This window comes from Enterovibrio makurazakiensis, assembly GCF_050336585.1.
Taxonomy (GTDB): domain Bacteria; phylum Pseudomonadota; class Gammaproteobacteria; order Enterobacterales; family Vibrionaceae; genus Enterovibrio; species Enterovibrio gelatinilyticus.
Window position 1 is genome coordinate 111,404 of record NZ_JAKJSE010000017.1, and the last position, 19,411, is coordinate 130,814.

Genomic DNA, 19,411 nt, shown 5'->3' on the forward strand with positions numbered 1-19,411 from the left:
TATCCTTTAAACCTGCGGTTAGAAGAAATCTTCTTCCGTGAAGACGTCTTGATCGTCTAGATCGCGCTCTAACGCATTTGCCAGTTGTAGCTCATCGACCCGTTTAGCAACGTCCTGCAAGGTTTGACGTTCAATGAACTCTCTAACCGATAGGCTAAGCGACAGTTCATTGTTGATTTCATTGACCAATTGAACAGCAAGGAGTGAATGTCCGCCAAGTTCAAAGAAGTTGCTTTCAATGCAGACTTCCTCCAATTTCAATAACGTCTGCCAAATAGGCGCGATGTTTTTCTCGGTTTTAGTAACAGGGTGCACAGGTCCTCGGGATTGGACTCTTGAAGGCTGTGGTAAAGCCGCCTTGTTTAACTTCCCGTTGGCCGTTTTTGGCAGGTTATCCATAAACATGAAGGAGGTTGGAACCATATATTCTGGGAGCGCATCGCGAAGCACCTGTTTTAGGCGATCTTCCGATAAACCTATTTCTGGCGATTTGACGATATACGCCGCGAGATGGCTGGCTGGGTTGCCAATAGGCATTACAACGGCATCTTCGACCTCTTCCAGAGCAAGTATGTGAGCAGAAATCTCAGCAGGTTCTACCCGATAACCACGCAGTTTTACCTGCTCATCAACACGACCGAGATAGCGCAGCGATCCATCCTTGTTCCAAGAAACCTCATCACCCGTTTTGTAGAGCTTGACCATGCCGCCATCCTTACCAACAGGATGCATTGAGAAGCTTTTCTCTGTCAGCGTCTTCTGGTTCAAGTAGCCTCGGGTGACAGATGCTCCGCCGATATAGAGTTCGCCCCTTGCACCGACTGGCAAAGGCATGCCTGATGGAGAGAGGTTATGCAGACTGACATTCGGATACGCAAACCCGATGCCTTTATCTTTTTTCGGATGGACCTGAGAAATCATCGCGCCAACGGTTGTCTCTGTTGGTCCATACTCATCGAGAATTAGCTTAGCTGTCGCTGATAAGCTCTCCAGCGTCGAGGTTTCAAGTGCTTCACCACCGAGCATGAGAACGGAAAGAGGCTGTCCGTCATACTCATTTAGCAAGGCTTTTGCCAGACTTGGCGTGGTCTTTACCATCTCAATCCGGTTGGCCATCAAATGGTGTTGGTAAGCCTTGGTGTCCAATATATCGCCTGTGTAGACACAAACTGATTTGCCGCTCAGAAGAGGGATGAGTGTTGTCGTCACCGTTAAGTCGAAGCAGTAGTTGGTAGAGAAATCTACATTGTTCACAGTGCTCATCCATGGAGAGACAGCCTGACGGTAGTTCTCAACATTGCGGTGCTCGACCATAACGCCTTTAGGTTTCCCAGTGGTACCTGAGGTGTAAATGACATAAGCGAGATCATCGCTTTGCAGGCTGCAATCAGGGTTTACCTTAGAGGCAGTGTCTCGACGATGGTCGTCCATCAAGATTGTTGTGAGCGTCGTGGAATCTGACACTGACGCCAACAGCGTTTCAAATGATGACTCAGTGACGATGGTTCTTGCGCCCGTATCCGCCAAAATGAATGCGATTCGCTCTTTCGGATAATCGGGAGAGACGGGCACATAGGCACAACCTGCTTTCAACACGCCAATGATGCTGATGAGGACATCTGCGCCTGGTGAAAGCATAAGAGGAACCAATCTCGACGCTTGCTTCTCAGATGCCATTGCCTCAATCAACGTATGCGCCAACTGATTGGCTTTCTCGTTCAATTGTCCGTATGACAAGGTTCCTTCGGAGGTAACCACTGCAGGGGCGTCAGGGTTTTCCGCGACCATTTCTTCGAATCTTGCTTTCAACGAAGAAGAGTACTCAGTTTTAGCGGAAGCGTTCTGATATTGGAAAACGATCTCTTTGTCAGAGCCCGTTAAAACAGCCTGCTGAGACAAACTTGAGTCAGGGCTGTGAACGAGGGTTTTTAGCGATTCAACGAACAGCTGTGCGAAGTGTTCAACCGTCGAACGGCGGAAAAGCGATTCGGCAAAGTTAAACCGTCCTTGAATGGCTGATTCGCTGTCATCCATGAACAGGCTTAGATCGTATCTGGCGACCGATTCAGTCGATGAACCCGTTGGAATGATTTGTCCAAACTGACTGTCGCCGTGATTTCCTGAATGACGGCCAAACGACTGCAAACTGAACATTGTTTGGAACAACGGATGTCTGGATGTGTCCCGAGGCACATTTAACGCGCTTACCAATTTTTCAAACGGCAGTGCTTGATGTGATTTGGCTTCACCTAACGTATGGTGGAGTGCACCGATGAGCGCACGTGCTGAAGTTTCTTCCGCAACAGAGATGCGAAGTGGCAACGTATTTACGAAGAAACCGATCAGGTTGTGCAACTGCGGGTGATCGCGATTGTCTGAAGGTGTGCCTACAACAAAGTCGGACTGGCCAGACAACGTTTTGAGCATGTTAGCAAAGCCCGCAAGCAATACAGTGTAAAGCGTTGTTTCATTATCTACCGCCAGTTTTCTCAATGACGCAGAGAGGGCTTCGTCCAAATTAAAAAGAATGTTATCGCCACGGTAATCGACATGGCTAGGACGATGGTGATCAGTCAGCAATGCTAACGTATCAATACCTTCAACCTGACCTTTCCAGTACGAGACTTGTTCGTCAATGGCAGACGCATCCATCGTGCTCCTTTGCCATGCTGCATAGTCAGCATACTGAATATCAAGTGAAGGTAACGTCGGAAACTCACCAATTAACAACGCGTCATAGGCTGACGAAATCTCCGACATAAAGATATCGGTCGACCAACCATCTACAGCGATGTGGTGGAAAACAAACAGCACATAATTTTGGTTTGCCTGACGGACAAATGCGATTCGAAGTGGACACTCGTGCTCGAAATCAAACGGCTTTTCAATAAACGTTGCCACCAGTTCTTTAATATCTTCGTCATCTTTCGCGTTTATCTCTGTCATTAAAGAAGGTTTAGAGATACTGCGCTGATAGTCCTTTCCTGCGGCATCCGTGGAAATGACAGTTCGAAGGATCTGATGCCTTTCAACCACATGAGTGATGGCATCGCTGAGAATAGAAACATCAACGGATGGCGCCAAGGCCAGTAAGGTGGGCAGGTGATATGCATCCGTGCCTTGTTCAAGGCGCTCAATAAATAGCAGTCTTTCTTGAGCAAATGAAAGTGGCGCGTGCTCGGTATCAATAACCGGAATCGCTTGTGTTCTGTTCTCTGAAACTGACGCTGCTATGCCTTTGATCGTCGGGTTAGTAAACAGCGCTTGCAAGCTCACCGTCATCCCAAGGTTTTGCTCAATCATCGCGACGAGCTTGACCGCTGAAATCGAGTTCCCGCCGGCTGCAAAAAAGCTCTGATTAATACAGACCTCTTCAGTGGCAAACATGTCTTTCCAGATGGACGCTATTTTATGTTCAACATCCGTACGCGGTGCCTCTGCTTGTTGACTTATCACAGAAGAGCGAGTGCTCGGGAGAGGGAGAGCGGTTCGATCAATTTTTCCGTTTGGAGTCAGTGGCATTGCATCCAAGATTTCGATGAAGTTCGGAACCATGTAGTCAGGCAGTCGTGCACGTAACAGTGTGTCGATGTCTGTGGGTGTGACATCGCCACCTGACGTTGGCACGATGTAAGCGACTAAGGACGTGTCTCCTCCAATGTCTACGCTGGTTACAATGCTTCGTGCAATCCCGTCAATAGCAAGGAGGTTGGATTCAACATCGGCGATATCAATTCGGTGACCGCGAATTTTTATCTGGAAGTCGGTCCGGCCTACAAACTCCAAAGAACCATGGATATTCCACTTAACGAGATCGCCTGTTTTAAACAAACGAACTTGGTGACAATCCAGAGTCACGAAGCGCTCATCCGTAGCAGCTAACTGGGTGTAGCCTTGCGCAAGGCAAGAGCCAGCGATGTAGAGTTCTCCAACGGTACCGACAGGAGAAGGGGTTCCTTGGGAATCTGCGACAATTAGTGAAACATTGGTAATCGGCTTACCAATTGGCACCGCGGTTACTTGTCCATCAAACCCTCTTAATTCGCGGGTATCGAAACAGGTTACATCCGCAGCCACTTCAGAAGATCCATAGATATTGAGAAGCGTAGACACGGGGTAGCGCTGATAGAAGGCACTCACTGTCTTTGCCTGCAATACTTCGCCGCTGCTTGTCCAGCACTGAATGCTGTTAAAGTCAGCACTTCTGTGTTCCGGTAAGCTGAGTATTGCATCGAGTAACGAGGGCACCACGACAAGTCTTGTCACCTTGTGTTGGGCAATTTTTGTTGCCGTCGTCAATAAATCCTTGCTGTCCCGGCCGTGTATGATGAGTGTTGGTACTCCTTTCAACAGGGCACCAAAAAGCTCCCACGCGTGGTCAACAAAGTTGAGTGATGTTTTATGGCAATTGACTTCATTCTCTGCAAATGGGTACTGCTCCCACATCCAGTAAAGTCGATTTATCAATCCCTGTTGTGTTCCGATTACCCCTTTGGGCTTGCCTGTTGAGCCTGATGTGTAAAGCACATAGAGGGGAGTCGAATAGTCGCTTAAGTCGACCGAGTGGGTTGGCAGAGTGCGAAAATCAATGCGATCAATACTGATGTGTGTGACGTTTTCGTTTGCGGTTAAACGAGGCAGAGAAGACTCTACGAACATCGCTGAAACTTGCGCATCGTCGACCATGAAAGCGAGTCGACTCTCAGGATAGCTAGGATCCAGTGGAACATAGGTTGCGCCGGATTTAAGCGTTGCAAGTATTGCGGCGGTGCTCACCACACTCCGAGAGAGGTAGATGCCCACCCGATCGCCAGGTGCGATGCCATTCTGAACCAATAAGTGACTCAGCTGATTAACACGGACATTGAGATCACGATATGTCACGTGCTGGTTATCTTCATACAAGGCCACAACATCTGGTGTGAGAAGGCATTGTTTCTCAAACAAGCTAATCACTGACTCTGTGTTGTCTCGAGAAGGTGCCGCCCCCGTCGCTTTTGATGATAGCCATTGATGATCTTCCTTCGTCAGAGAGCCAATTTCTGCGATCGTTTGCTGTGGTGCGGCTATGCAATGAGTCAGTACATGGCGATACATGTGCACGATTCGCGCCAAGGTTGCTTTCGAAAAGAGTGCGGATGCGCCCACCAACTCGCCACTCAGCGCACTAGCACTGTCATCGATGAACACGTTCAAATCAAACTTCGCGCGTTGCGGGAAAAGAGAGCCTATCTCATTTGGTGGGGCTTCAAATGGAAGATCTCCTCGTGCCTGCTCATTCCCAGCAAATGACTGGACGCTGAACATTACCTGGAATATCGGGTGTCTTGATGTGTCTCTGGTGACATCCAAGCATTGGGTAAGTGCTTCAAATGGCATGTCTTGATGGGTTTTCGCATCAAGCATTGTGGCGTTTGTTTGATTGAATAGTGAGGCCAAAGTCATGGCTTCGTTTGCATTGAACCTTATAGGTAATGCATTGATAAACAGACCAATAATCTCTTGAGTGTCGCTATGATTCCTATTGTCAGATGGCGTACCAATCACTATGTCATGTTGTCCGGATAGCTTCGCAAGTGCGACATAAAAGGCCGAGATCATGATTGTGTTGAGGGTTACGCTGTGCGCTTCTGCAAGTTGGCGAAGCGCAACAGACTCTTTTTCGCTCAGTGCGAAAGCTGACTCGTTGCCGTGATAGTCAAAGACGGTAGGGCGAGCATAGTCAGTGCTGAGTTCAAGATTCTGATATCCCGTAAGCTGTGGAATCCAATAATCTTCCAATGCCTGCATTCTGCCATTTTCGAGTACCGCTTTATTCCACGCTGCATAGTCTGCAAAGCTTGCTTGCAGTTGCGGTAGTGATGAGTCATGACCATCTTTTAGCTTTGTGTAAGCTGTCGCCAAATCTTTAAGGAAGATATCTGCTGACCAACCGTCAAAGGCAATGTGGTGAAATACCATCAGCAAGTAAGTGTCATCGTTGTCTTTGACTAGGGCTAATCTCACAGGGTTTTCTTCTGTGAGGTCAAAGTCACCTTCTGTCAGTTGATGAATCACCTGAGACAGGGTGTGAGCTTCGTCAGCATGGTGAATAGTAAGTGCAGGGACCGAGTCAGTAATTCTCTGCACGGGCTCTTGGGTTTCGCTCAACGTGAAGCGTGTTCGAAGGATTGCATGTCTCTCGACTACGCGTTCCAACGCGCGTTGAAGCATGTTGATATTGGCAGAAGGTGTAAGTTTTACCAGCGTAGGAATATGGTAAGCCGATGAACCTTTCTCAAATTGGTCAATGAAAAACAGACCAGCTTGTGCGGGTGTCAGTGGAGCGTGAGTGCGTGCCGGATCACCAATTAACGCGAGCGTATCAGCTTGTTCTGGTGCTTCTGACAGTTCGCTCAGCATGGAACCCATTGCTTTGATTGAGCGATGTTCGAAGATAGCGCGAAGTGGCACTGTCAAGCCTAAATTCTTTTGAATGGCTCCAATGAGTCTCACCGCACTGATACTGTTGCCACCAATATGGAAGAAGTCGTCGGTGGTACTGATGTTAGAACGACTAAACTCTGCCTGCCATAGTGCCAACAACGCTGATTCGTGTGCTGTCTCAGGCAACACGATATCTGCGGTTTCGTCACGACTAGACTGTGGTTCTGGTAACGCTGATCTGTCGAGTTTGCCGTTAGATGTGACAGGGAATGCTTCCATTTCCACATAGTGGGTAGGAATCATGTATTCGGGTAAGTGCTCAGCTAAGAAGTAGCGTAGTGTGTCCGAGGAGGCGGACGCATGATCTGCGCAAATATAGTAAGCAACGAGGCAATCAGACGCTTCATTGCCTTCAGGGTCTCGATGAAGGTGGACAAACACTTCTTCAATGGCATCGTTGGCGAGAAGTTTTGCTTCAACTTCACCCAATTCGATACGGAAACCTCTCAGTTTGACCTGAAAATCCTGACGGCCAAGAAACTCAAGGATGCCGGATTCTGAACGCATCCAGCGTGCGCGATCCCCCGTATGATATAGTCGGGGGCTAGGCGTTCCTGAAAGAGGATTTCGAATGAACTTCTTCCCGGTCATTTCTTGATCGCCGTAGTAGCCCTTCGCCAGACAATCACCCGCGATATATAGGTCACCAGGCACCCCTACTGGGCACGGTGACAGTGTGCTATCAAGGACATAATACTGCGCATTTGAAATAGGTCTTCCGTAGGGAATACTTGTCCAAGAAGGCTGTATTTGATCGATTGGATAGAAGTTCGACCATATGGCTGCTTCGGTCGCCCCGCCCAGACCGAGTACTTTGGCATTCGGGAAATATTGCTTCACGTGTTGAGGCAGGGCCAAGCCAATCCAGTCTCCACTGAAGAAAACTTTGCATAGCTTTGTATTGTCGGTGTTTGGCTGGCTAAGCAGCCCTTCCATCAACGGCATGAGTTGTTTCATATATGCTGGTGAGGAATCCCAGAATGTGATGGGTTCGTGCAGCAGAATGTTCGCCAGTTGCTCCGGATCTTTGCACTCATCATTGGAGGCGATCCGGACGCTCCCCCCAGCACCCAACACGCCGAAGATATCGTAAACGGAGAGATCAAAAGACAGTGATGTCACAAACAGAAGTCGGTCACTTGGGCCTACGTTCTGTGTTTTGTTAACCCAGTTCAGGGTGTTGAAAACAGCTTGATGCTGCATCTCTACGCCTTTTGGCGTGCCCGTCGTCCCTGATGTAAAAATGATATAAGACGAGTCGCTCGGCAGCACTGTCACATCAAGATTGTCTGTGGGTTGTTGCTGTTGATGCCACTTCGTTGTTACCAGCGGGGTGTCTGTCGCTGTTTCCACGCCTTTTTGTATCACCACGTCGAAGCGGTATTGCAGTTCGTCATCGAAGTCGTTTTCTCTGGAGGTGAAAACAGGCTGAGAGAGGGACCCAATGGACGCTGTAAGTTCTTCAAAAAATGCTTGGTGAAAGTAGAGCGGTTTTTCTAAATCTTGTTGCCAGGCGGCGTTCGTGTTTTCTGGATCTGTGGCATGGTGAGTGACAAGCGATGCTTCCAGTGCGTCTTTTTGTCCCAAATCAGGCAGATCACAGAAAACAATCTTTCCTGAAGGTTTGAGGAGCGTGACGAGAGTGGCTATCACAGACTCGGTGTAGCAATACCCTGGGAAGAATTGCGCGGTACTCGCCAACAGAATGAGATCGAGACTTTCCGGTGGGATATCTAGCTCATCATGAGCAAACCCTTGCTGAAACGAAAGACCAGGCAGCGTATCTGATTGTTTAACCCGATTCGCTTCCAGCGTCACTTCCGACGGGTCGATAGCGTAGTAACGTTCAACAAGAGGGGCAATTTCAAAGGCGATTAAACCTGAGCCGCAACCCAATTCGAGCACATGTGCTTCTTTATTCAAAGAGGGGGTGCACAGGCCAACTACATGATCACGATATCGGTCGACTTGATGTTGCTTGAAACAACGGCCTGTGTAGATACTTCTGAAGCCGCCTGCAGTGATCTCATCAGTCGCACTTTCCGCAATATGATCGAACATTGCTTGCGTTTCAGTAAAGTTATCTGACTCTGCAGGTAAACGGCGACAGAGGGCGTCCATTACGATAAAACGGTCTATGTTTCCGTCTAACCACTTCGCATGTCTAAAGCTATTAAGCTGGGATTGACAAGTAACCATCGACGTTTGGCGATTGGCTTTGTCGACCTGCGCAAGAATGTTTCTGACTCGTGACGCTGGGGAACCAATCTCAATCGGCACATAGGTTGCACCTGCTTTTACTATCCCCATGACAGCAGCAACCATGTCTGCACTTCGTTCTAAGCAAACTGGCACCAGTGAGCCTCGGGTGATACCGTTTTCGCGCAATTGATGTGCTAACTGGTTTGCAGCCTCATTGAGCGCCTTGTAACTGACTTCACGTCCTCCATGTTCAACCAAAGCGGTTGCTTCATGACGAAGCGCAACTTGGGTCTCGAAGTAGCCATGCAACGTCATGTTGCGATCGTAGTCTTCAGAGGTTTGGTTCCAGTCATGCACTAAGTGCTGCCATTCTTGTTTTGTCAGCCAGGACAACTCACTGATCACGCTAGCTGGATTTGATACTACCGACTCAAGCAACATTTCGAAGTGGCTTGCCATTTCTTCGATACTTTCACGAGTGAACAAGCTGGTGTTGTATTCCCAAACCGCCGTTAAGGCTTGATCTTGGTCCGATAACCATAAGGTCAGGTCAAATTTCGTCACGCTGGCGTCAATTTCAATCGGGGAAAGCGAAAGATTCGGAAGCGCAAGGTGATTGAGCGAAAGACTGTTGGACACCGCGTTTTGCAGTGCCATCGACACCTGTGCCAAAGGCTGGTGGCTGGTATTTCTTTCTGGTTGCAGAACTTCGACCAAATGCTCAAAGGGAACGCTTTGATGGGTTTGGGCATCAGTCGCTGTGTGACTGACGTGTTTTAGAAAGTCATTGAATGTCAGCGATGCATCCACGTTAGAGCGAAGGATGAGAGTATTGATGAAAAAGCCAAGCATTGACTCGACATCGTGATGTGTGCGTCCCGCACTCGGTGAAGCGACGGCAATGTCATCACTACCAGCATATCGTGAAAGCAGGATCTGATAGGTGGCAAGCAGCAGATTAAACAGCGTGGTTTCTTGGCTTTCACAGAGTGCTTTTACTTTTTCAGTTAACGTCGGCGAGAGACGGACGGTTATCTTTTCACCGTCAAATTGTTGCACGACAGGTCTTGGGTGATCCGTAGGCAACTCGAGCAACGGTGGCAGTGCTTCCAACTGGTGCTGCCAGTAGCGAACTTCACGGCTAAACGTATCTGAAGAAACATGTTCATGCTGCCACACGGCATAGTCAGCGTATTGGAGAGCCGGAGGGGAGAGGTCCGCAGTTTCTCCCTCAAGTTCGGTTCTATATGCATTGATGATTTCTTCCATCAATAAGCCAACAGACCACAAATCAGTAATGATGTGGTGCATGTTGATCCAAAGAACATGGTGGTCATCGGCAAGTTTAAATAAACGTATCCGGAAGAGTGGTCCATTCTCCAGATCAAACGGTGCTAGAGCATCCTTTTCGAGCAGCGCGTTGAGCGTCTCGTCGCTACATTCTTCTGAAGGGAGGTCAAAGCCACGGACCTCATCAATGACAAGATATGGCTGACCATCTTGGGTTGGGAATCGGCTTCTGAACACTTCATGTTTGGCAATGACGCCAGAGATGACCTTTTTCAGTAAGGTTTCATTTAGTGAGCCCGCCAATCGGTACCCATCATATACGTTGTAACCTGCCGAGCGGTCGCCAATTTGCTCGATGAGCCACAGTCTTTGCTGGGTGAGAGAGAGTGGTAACTTTTTGTCTCGTGCTACTGCTGTAATGCGAGTTTCTGTATCACCTTGCAGCCTAGAGGAGGTCTCGATAGCGTCAGCAAGTTGCGCGAGCGTAGGGTGAGTAAAAAGCGTTTTCAGAGGGGTAGAAACGCCTAATTCGTCGGTAATACGCGATAAGACTTTGGCGGCGAGAAGAGAATGACCACCTATCGCAAAGAAGTTGTCTGAAAGGCCTATGTCTTGAACATCCAGAACACTTAACCAAATTGCTTTTAGTTTGGTTTCAACATCACTTAGTGGTCGGTTGGTCATCACCTTTTCGATTAAGTCTAGAGGGTGATTTCGATGAAGTTCTAGCTCCGTCGGTTCGACACAATAAATATGGTGAGGGAAGGCTTGTCGGCTGACCGAGTTAAAGAGATATGTTTTGAGTTCATCGATAGACAGGTGTCCGTCGGAGCCTGCAACAAAAGCGATGATTTGATTCCGTCCATTGACGCAAACCAGTGCTGACGTGATGTCTTCTCTTTGCTCGAGGAACGCTTTGGTTTGGTCGAGTTGCTTTTGGAATGTGGGTGCGTAAGGCTGAGAGTATACAGGGCGATTATCGCATCCTTTCACTAAGACAACGTTTTCAGATTGCGATCCCAAACGCATGCGATTCACACCTTGGGATGACCTGTTGACCTGATGGGTAATCAGAGATTGCCCAAGAGGCATGTGAGGCCACGCCAGATCAGCTTCATTCAATCTGTAGATGCCACCACTAAACGTCCCCGCTAAAGTACTATTAAGCAGGACGGCAGTGTCACGCAAGGGAAGATTGCAGACGGAGTCGGACTGTATGAGTCCACCTGTGACCAAGAAAGACGCATCATGGTTTTGGTTTACGTCAATGTTTTGAGCTTGGTTATCACTAAGATGAATCCAACCGTTTTCTGAATCAGAAACCGCCTTTTGAAGAGGAAGGGCATCATCGCGTTCACCTGCTGATACGATGTAAGCAACCAAAACGTTGTTACGTGCGATAACAACCGCATCGTCGACGTTATCGTGTCCTTTAATGTGACTAGCGATTTCGCCTAACTCTATGCGGTGCCCTCGCAATTTTACTTGGTCATCAATGCGGCCTTTGTATGAGATGGTGTCATCTTGATTCAATAGGGCGAGATCGCCTGTGCGGTAGACAAAGCCAGCTTCCGTATTGACGAACTGCTTGGCGGTGAGTTCCTCTCGCTGAAAGTAACCTTCAGCCAGACTCGTACCGCCAATACACAGCTCACCCACTGCGCCCTTAGGCAGCATTTGTCCTGCTGAGGAAAGCACAAAATGCTGATAACCCGGTAAGTTTCTTCCTAGGGTGACATCTTCTTCAAGTTCGCATTTTGAAACGAGTGACCATACAGTGGCTTCGGTAGGGCCATAACAATTCCATAGTGCCTGCACTTGCGGGATGAGGCGAGACTTGGTGTCATTAGGTAGTGCTTCGCCACCACAGAGCGCGAGCAGGCTAGTTTGTCCTTCAAAGCCATTATCAAGAAGAAGCTTCCACCTCGAAGGTGTTGTTTGAATAAGGCCAATGTCTTCGTCCTTGATCAGCGCATTTAAGCGCTGGGTATCTGCGATCACCTCGCTGCTCGGAATCACACTGCAATGACCAAGACTTAAGCATCCCAGCCATTCATACAAGGCGATATCAAAGCTGACGGTGGTCACCCATAGCCAGTTGTTGCACTGTGAAACGGGCAACTGTTGATGCATCCCTTTAATGAAGTTAAAGGCAGCACCATGGCTGATCATTACCCCTTTAGGTTTACCCGTAGAGCCTGATGTGTAAATAACATAGGCGAGGTCTTCGTGAGATACGGTTGGCAAGGTCGTTGATTCATCAACGGCTGGAAGAGAATCAATACAAACAGTGAGCGTTTCAGAAGCGGATAACGCTTCCTGCAAAGCGGTATTTGTGAGCGTCCATTTGCATGAGGCATCGTCCAGAATTAAGGCATTTCGACTAACGGGATGCGACGGGTCTAGAGGAACATACGCAGCACCCGCTTTCAAAACGCCGAGAAGGGCAATGATCAACTGTTCTGAATGGGACAAATACAGACCAACGAGGTCCCCTTTTTTAACGCCCGATTCAATCAAACATTTGGCAACAGTCGTCGAACGCATGTCGAGGTCTGAATAACTAAGCTCACTCGCCTGTCCGTGTTCAGAGATAAAGCGAGATGCTGTATTTCCACCAAATTGATGCAAAGAACGGTTAAACAGAGAAAGTAAATCTCCGCCGATAGATGCAGCAGGTGTTTGTGCATTCCACGCCTTAACCGCTTCCAAGCCGAGAGGGTCAATAAGCGTGTATGCGGAGGTTGGCTGCGCGGGCTTTAACAGCAATTGGGATGCTAGTTGGACAAACGTTGAATCCAAATCGTTAACAGACGGTGCGTCTAAAATCGCGTGGTTAAAGAGCCACGTGACCTCATCGTCTGATGATACTAGCGTCAGATCGAGTGTTTGACGGCTTTTCTGATCGCCAAATCCGATTTGATAGACCGGATGGTGTGCTTCACTGCTAAGAGACAATTCTTCACAGTATTGTTCACTGTCCCATTTTGGAAGAGCATGCCATGTCGTTGCCAGCTCAGTGGCCAACTCAATAAGCGAGCACTTAGGCTCAACGCTGAAAGCCAGCGGCTTGCTTTCGCCATCCTTGGTCGCTTCAATCACCAAGGAGGTTTCATAGCCGCGATATGCAATGGTTGCTGCCTGTATTGCCAGCAAAAGCCAGTTCATATCTACGTCATGGCTATTGGCCAGTTTGTGCAGTTGTTCGATGCTGTCTTTTGACAGCTTTGACGCCAGTTGCGATGGGATATAACTGTTACTGTTTCGTTTAGCACTTAGCGGCAAGCTGTGCAGCATAGGTGCGTGTTGCAGCAATTCATGCCAACGCGCCACAGAGGGAGAAAGCGACAAAGACATGTTAGGGCTTTCCATCGCTTCGCGCATGTCAGGTAGTGCTTTTCTATCTATCTTTCCGTTTGGCGTGGTTGGCAGTGAATCGAGTACGACAAGATCCGTTGGTACCATGTACGCAGGAAGCTTTGAGGCCAACGCTCCTTTAATTGCATCCGTTAACGCCAAAGGAGGCAAAGAGGTTGGAGTGTCTGAAATAACGACAGTTGCCCCCTGCGAAACGGGATAAAGCCCATCCAGAATAAGCTGATCAAGGTTGTCGTGTTTTGCGGCGATCCATGGCTGTCCGGTCAAAACCGTGGCCGAGGATTTTAGTTTCCCAAGCCAGTGACTGAATGCTTGCTGGTTGACCGTTTGGATCTCACCAGCACGACTGTCCCAAAGACTGATTTCAAAGGTGAGAGCTTTGCTATTGGTCAGAATCTCAACGTCGGCACCTTCCCCTGAATACAGCGCGTGTGATGGTAATTGCTCGAACAGGCTTAACGAGGTATTTGATAGGACAGCCGTTGCGCCAGACTCATTGAGAAGATTGCGCAAATAGGTTGTTGACTCTTTGCCATCTAAAGCCAGCATTCTTCCGCCGGCGATGCTAATTGCCAGCGCGCCAGTTGCCAAATCCTCAGGCGTTTTGCCGATGACGGCCGTCAGAGATACATCGGTATTTTCTCTTTGCAGGTCATGCGCGACACGAGAAGCTTGCTCAACAAACTCTTGATACGTCACTGTGCGGTCAGCGTATTCAAAGGCGATTGCATCTGGATTGTCGGCAAAGGCTTTCAGTACGGCTGTGCTCCAGCTTTCTGGTTTGGCACCTGTTAGTTTCGAGCTTTCAGACTTCCGTTCAACGTCTTTCCACCCGAGCAGGCTTTCGATGGTCGAGTCAGTCTGTTCAACCATTTGGCTGACAATGTCGACATATAAGGTTGAGAATGCAGCGATAGAGGCTTCATCGAACAGATCACTGCAGTATTCAAATGCACCAGAAATGGTATCGCCGGATTCAAACAAATTCAGGGTAAGATCATACTGACTCGTTTGCTTTAAAGGCGGTAAAGCACGCATCGTCAAGTTGTCAATGTGAACGGCATCCACTGGTGAGTTTTGAAGCGCGAACATGACTTGAAATAAAGGACTTGAAGAAAGATCTCGCTCCGGTTGCAACAACTCCACGAGACGGTCAAATGGCATTGTCTGATTCGCAAAACTGCTCACGCATTGCCGCTTAACTTCCGAGAGGAAAGTCGAAAGGTTTTTTTCAGGTGATACTTGGCTTCGAAGGACAATATTGTTGATGAAAAGCCCTACCGTGTGGCGCCAATCTTGACCGTTTTTGCTTTCTCGACCTGAAACAGGGGTTCCGACGATGATATCCGTATGGCCACTGTATGCGGACAGCGAAATATCAAATGCCGCTTTCAATGCCATATATAGGGTCAATCCCTGGCTCTTACTCCAGCTTTTCACCTTTTCTGAAAGTGCTTCATCCAACATCATTTCAAGTGAGGCACCAGCATGGCTTTGTTTTTTCGGTCGTGGATAATCCGTTGGAAGCCAAGGTTTACGTGGTAAGTCTTTTAGGTTTTGAGACCAAAAGTCGTCTTCATTTTTTGTGGATGTCAGCGTTTGTTGCTGGAGAGCATAATCGGAAAAAGCAGAGCTGTGGGTTTGCTGCGGCGAGAGCCCTTGCGTAAGGCTGGCATAGTGTTTACCAAGCTCTTGAATGATCAGCCCGATAGACCACCCGTCAACAATGATGTGGTGACAGTTGATAAACAAGACATGGTGTGTTTCTTCAACACGTAATAGCGACGTTGAAAAGAGACTGCCTTCCTCCAGTTCGAAACGCTTGTTTGCCAAATGCTCCAACGTAATGTCGAGCTCATTGGGATTGACGTCTAGACGCTCGAATGGAGCACCAGATGCATCAAACGCTTGATAAACCGAGTTGTCTTCCGATACGAAGCGAGCACGTAAAACAGGGTGGCTATCAACAATGATTTCAACGGATTTTTTCAGCGCATCGACGTCCAATCCCCCTTTTAGTTCAAGAGCAGTTGGAAGGTTTAAAGAGGCACCTAAGTCTTCTAATTGCTCCAAAAACCACAAACGTTTTTGCGCAAATGACAGCGGAACATTCTGAGGTGAGTCCGTTGTGTCGACACTGTGTTCTAACGTGTCGGTATCTTCGTTAACTCTGGACTCAACGAGTGCAGAAAAAGCCTTAAACACGGCATGGTCCAGTAACTCATGGAGCTCAATACTGACACCCAGTTCGCTCTTTACCAACTGCTGAACGTCTAGTGCGAAGATTGAGTCTCCGCCTAGTGCATAATAGTCATCGTCAAGTGAGAGTGAATCGATGTCTAACGTGTGCCCCCAAATATTAGCCACCACTTGAGATGTGGTGGAAACGTCGCCGCCTTCAACATCAACGTCTGGCAGGACAATGGCTGGCTTTTTGCTCTCAGCCATTGTCACTGTTGGCTCTGCGCTTACCGCGGTTTCTGGTACTGTGGTCCAGCAACGTTGTGGCTCAAATGCATACCCCGGCATGGAAATGCAGCGGCCTGATAGAGAGTACTCTGCGGTGCTGAATGGCGTGTTTCCTGCATAGAAGTGCGCTAACGCTCTCGTTATTGTGTCGTCATTATCGGCGTTGATTGATCGGTCATATTCTTGTGTATTTTGCTGTTCCTCCAGTGCCTGAACAAGCGATTGCACTGTCGAGAAAGTGACAGCAAATCGGTGTTCATGATGCGCCCGCGCAAACATGCTCGTGTAGCTTAAGTCTTGAGGCTGAGTTTCTGGATGTGTTTTTAGCCAAGCCGCCGTTTTGCCAATAAGCAGTGATAGAGACGCTTCAGTTTTTGCAGATAAGAAAAACGGGTATGTCGTTAAATCAAGGGGTTCAGAAATGTCCTGAACAGGGGGGGCTTGAAGCACGATATGGCAGTTCGTACCACTTAGACCAAATGCACTCACGCCTGCAAATCGTTGTTCGCCTTCCCAGTGTTGGTTTTTCGTTGCGACCGAAACAGCGCCATCAAACTGAATTGAAGGATTGGGTGCGCTGTAAAAGAGAGAAGGGACGATTTGTTCGCGTTTGAGGCACAGCAAGACTTTGACTAAGCCTGCCAGACCCGCAGCAGAGTCCAGATGGCCAAGGTTGGTTTTCACAGAACCAATTTGGCAAAAATCTGTTTCTGGGGTGAATTGCTTGAAAGCTCCGTTTATTGCTGCCACTTCAATGGGATCACCCAGTTTAGTGCCTGTGCCGTGAGCTTCGATATAGCTGAGTTCACGAGGGTCGATTCCAGCGTCTCGCCAGGCTTTGACGAGTACTTTTTGCTGAGCATCGCCGTTAGGCGCTGAGATACCCGCAGAACGACCATCTTGATTGATCGCACTGCCTTTAATTACACCCCAAATGGGGTCTTGATCTTCAACCGCGTTGGCTAGTGGTTTAAGCATTATTGCGACAACACCCTCCCCGAGCCCTGTGCCTGTGCTTCCTTCAGAGAATGCGCGGGTAAAGCCGTCGTCAGACTCAATACCAATTTTGTCACCTGTCTCGATGGGCATAAGCATCAGATTGACGGCACCAACGACTGCAGTATCACAGTCGCCATTCCTTAACCCCTGACACGCAAGGTGCAACGCTGTAAGGGACGAGGAGCAGGCAGTATCCACGACCATTGACGGCCCTTGAAGGTTCAAGGTGTAAGCCAATCGGCTTGCCGTCAATGAGGCGAGGTTACCCAAAGTAGATGATGCTTTTTCTTGTGGCGCAACGTCATCAATGTATTGCCTGTACATCGCATCATGGGCGTAGCCAAGATAGATGCCGGTTTCTGAGTTACGGATCTTCCCAGCATAGCCAGCATCTTCAATGGCGTGATAGGCCGTTTGGAGAAAGAGTCGCTGATGCGGATCCATCAGCGCAGCTTCTTTAGGTGACATACCGAAGAACGCGGGGTCGAACCTGTCAACGTTCTTTAGATACCCTCCAGTCCGATAAGTTGGAGTCAGTTGAGGAAATTTGAATTTAAAATAGGCGTCAGTATCGATACGCCGAGATGACGGGAAATCTGATACTCCATGTTGCCCCGATGCCAGCAAAGACCAGTAATCATACTTATTTTCACAATGTGGAAGAACGACCTCAAGGCCGATAACTGCGATATCCTTATTGTTTACTTCTTCGATATGATTGGTAGCTTCATCCGAAAAGCCTAATTGGTCGATGATATTTAAATCCATTTCTTTAACCTTCAGTTACAACTTGTCTTTGGGGAATATTTCAATCTTTAGTGCTTTCAATTAGGCGTAATGACGCTTGTAGTGCCTCCAGAGCAGGAAGTAGCTTCCAAGCATCAAGGTAAATGCGACTGCAGCGACCAGATACATCGTCTGATCACCCCAGGCGATCAGTTGGTCTTTCAACCCAAATCGACGCCAACTGATCACACATACAAGGCTTGCAGCTTGTATAAGAATGGAAGCCCACAGGGAGCGGAACCAGATATAGACCATGATGTAAAACACCGAGGAAACGAACGAGTAGATACCAACCACCAATTCGAATTGCATGACTGCATAAACCAAGGCTTGGATAAAAATGGCTACAGTAATGTTGCTGTAATCCTTCACATCGTTGTAAACAGCACCACGGAATACAATTTCTTCAACGAAAGGAACAATTATTGCGAGTGCGAACAGCAAAAATAAAGGCGCGGCTTCTTTATCCATTATCCACGCCATGTAGTTATCAAGCTCTGGCAGTGATGCTTTTACACTACTCAGGTTAACAACTGTGACGGTGAAAATTGACATACAAACGGCCACGAATATTGTTAGAAACGTTGTCGTCATATCCAACTTTCTAAATTGACAGGCCTTATATAAACTTTTTCCACGTACTCTGAAGAAAATATCAGAAAGAATGACGCATATAGTGAAATAGAGCAGTGCCGTTAATAACGGGAGGTTGTAGAAAGCATCCTGTAAGGGCTTTACATCTAGCAACACGGTGAATAGCAAATAGATAAGTACATAACCAAGCCCAACATATACAGAAAGGTAACCCAAGGTTAAAGCAATAATTTTTCCCCAGGAGGTCTTACCGCCTTTTTCTAACTGCCGTGAATTTAGCGTTGTATCCATACTCATAATAAAATTCCTTTAATTTCCTGCGTATTTCTTGAAATCACTGTGCTGATGCACGGTAGATCTTTTGGATAGGGAGTAAACCTTGTAAAGAGAGAAGGCAATGACACCAAATGTGATAAGTAACAGTGCATTGTGGTATGTGTGGTTGTACTGGTCGATCATGGCATTGTGTCGAAGCACATAAATTCCACCAGTCGAGAGGAACTGCATGATCACGGCTGCATACATTGAACGTGTCCAAAGATAAAGGGTGGTGAACAGGCAGGTACCTATTGCTGCATAGATCATGAGCGGGATGTCACGCATCAATTCAAAGTAGTAGGTATAAATTACACACAGCAGCGCGTAGCAAATACCAATGTGTAAGCCTCTTCGCATTTCATTAAATAGCAAACCACGGAAGAATATTTCTTTGTAAAACGATCCAATAATAAGGAATAGTACAAATGACCATGTGCTTGGTGTATCCACCAAGAAGGCCATGACAGATTCATAACCACCGAAGTTGTTTTTTAAATAAGGTAGCGCGAAAAGCGTATGTGTAAATATCGCCGCAGAAATGCTTAATGCGGTGATATAAAGAGCCGTTGTCTTGCTAAATGAAACGAAGTTGCATCGTTTAAATAAGTTCTCTTTCTTAATGAATTTGATAAACAAGTAAAAGACAGAGATCTGAATAATGTCATTGACGACAATCATAACTACGCCGTTATGGTTGAACCACTCACCATATACTTCGTGCTTACCCATCACTTGGTACCATAGAATAATTAGCGGTACCAGAATTCCGAAATAGATTGCAGAATGGGCAATCGTCCAGCTAATAGAACGGCCTATATTCTTTATTGCAGAGGGTGCACGTTTGGGTGCATCTTCAATGTGGCTACTCATAGTATTCCCTTAGTTTTAT

Annotated in this window: 3 protein-coding genes; all 3 read right to left on the minus strand. The window is 47.7% G+C overall.

All coding sequences use genetic code 11. The features are described 5' to 3' along the window. Positions 1-18: 18 nt before the first annotated feature. The 3 genes from L4D06_RS13950 to L4D06_RS13960 are packed head-to-tail and all read right to left on the minus strand — an operon-like array spanning position 19 to position 19,392. Positions 19-17,592 (minus strand): amino acid adenylation domain-containing protein, encoded by a 17,574-nt coding sequence (locus L4D06_RS13950; RefSeq protein WP_429740036.1) that lies wholly within the window; start codon positions 17,590-17,592, stop codon positions 19-21. Between the two features lie 60 nt (positions 17,593-17,652). Continuing rightward, entirely contained in the window at positions 17,653-18,501 is an 849-nt protein-coding gene (locus L4D06_RS13955; RefSeq protein WP_429740038.1) for a CPBP family intramembrane glutamic endopeptidase, read from the minus strand. 12 nt (positions 18,502-18,513) lie between these two features. Then, positions 18,514-19,392 carry a CPBP family intramembrane glutamic endopeptidase gene (locus L4D06_RS13960; RefSeq protein WP_429740040.1) on the minus strand — a complete coding sequence of 293 codons (879 nt, stop codon included), beginning with the start codon at positions 19,390-19,392 and terminating at the stop codon, positions 18,514-18,516. Positions 19,393-19,411 lie beyond the last annotated feature (19 nt).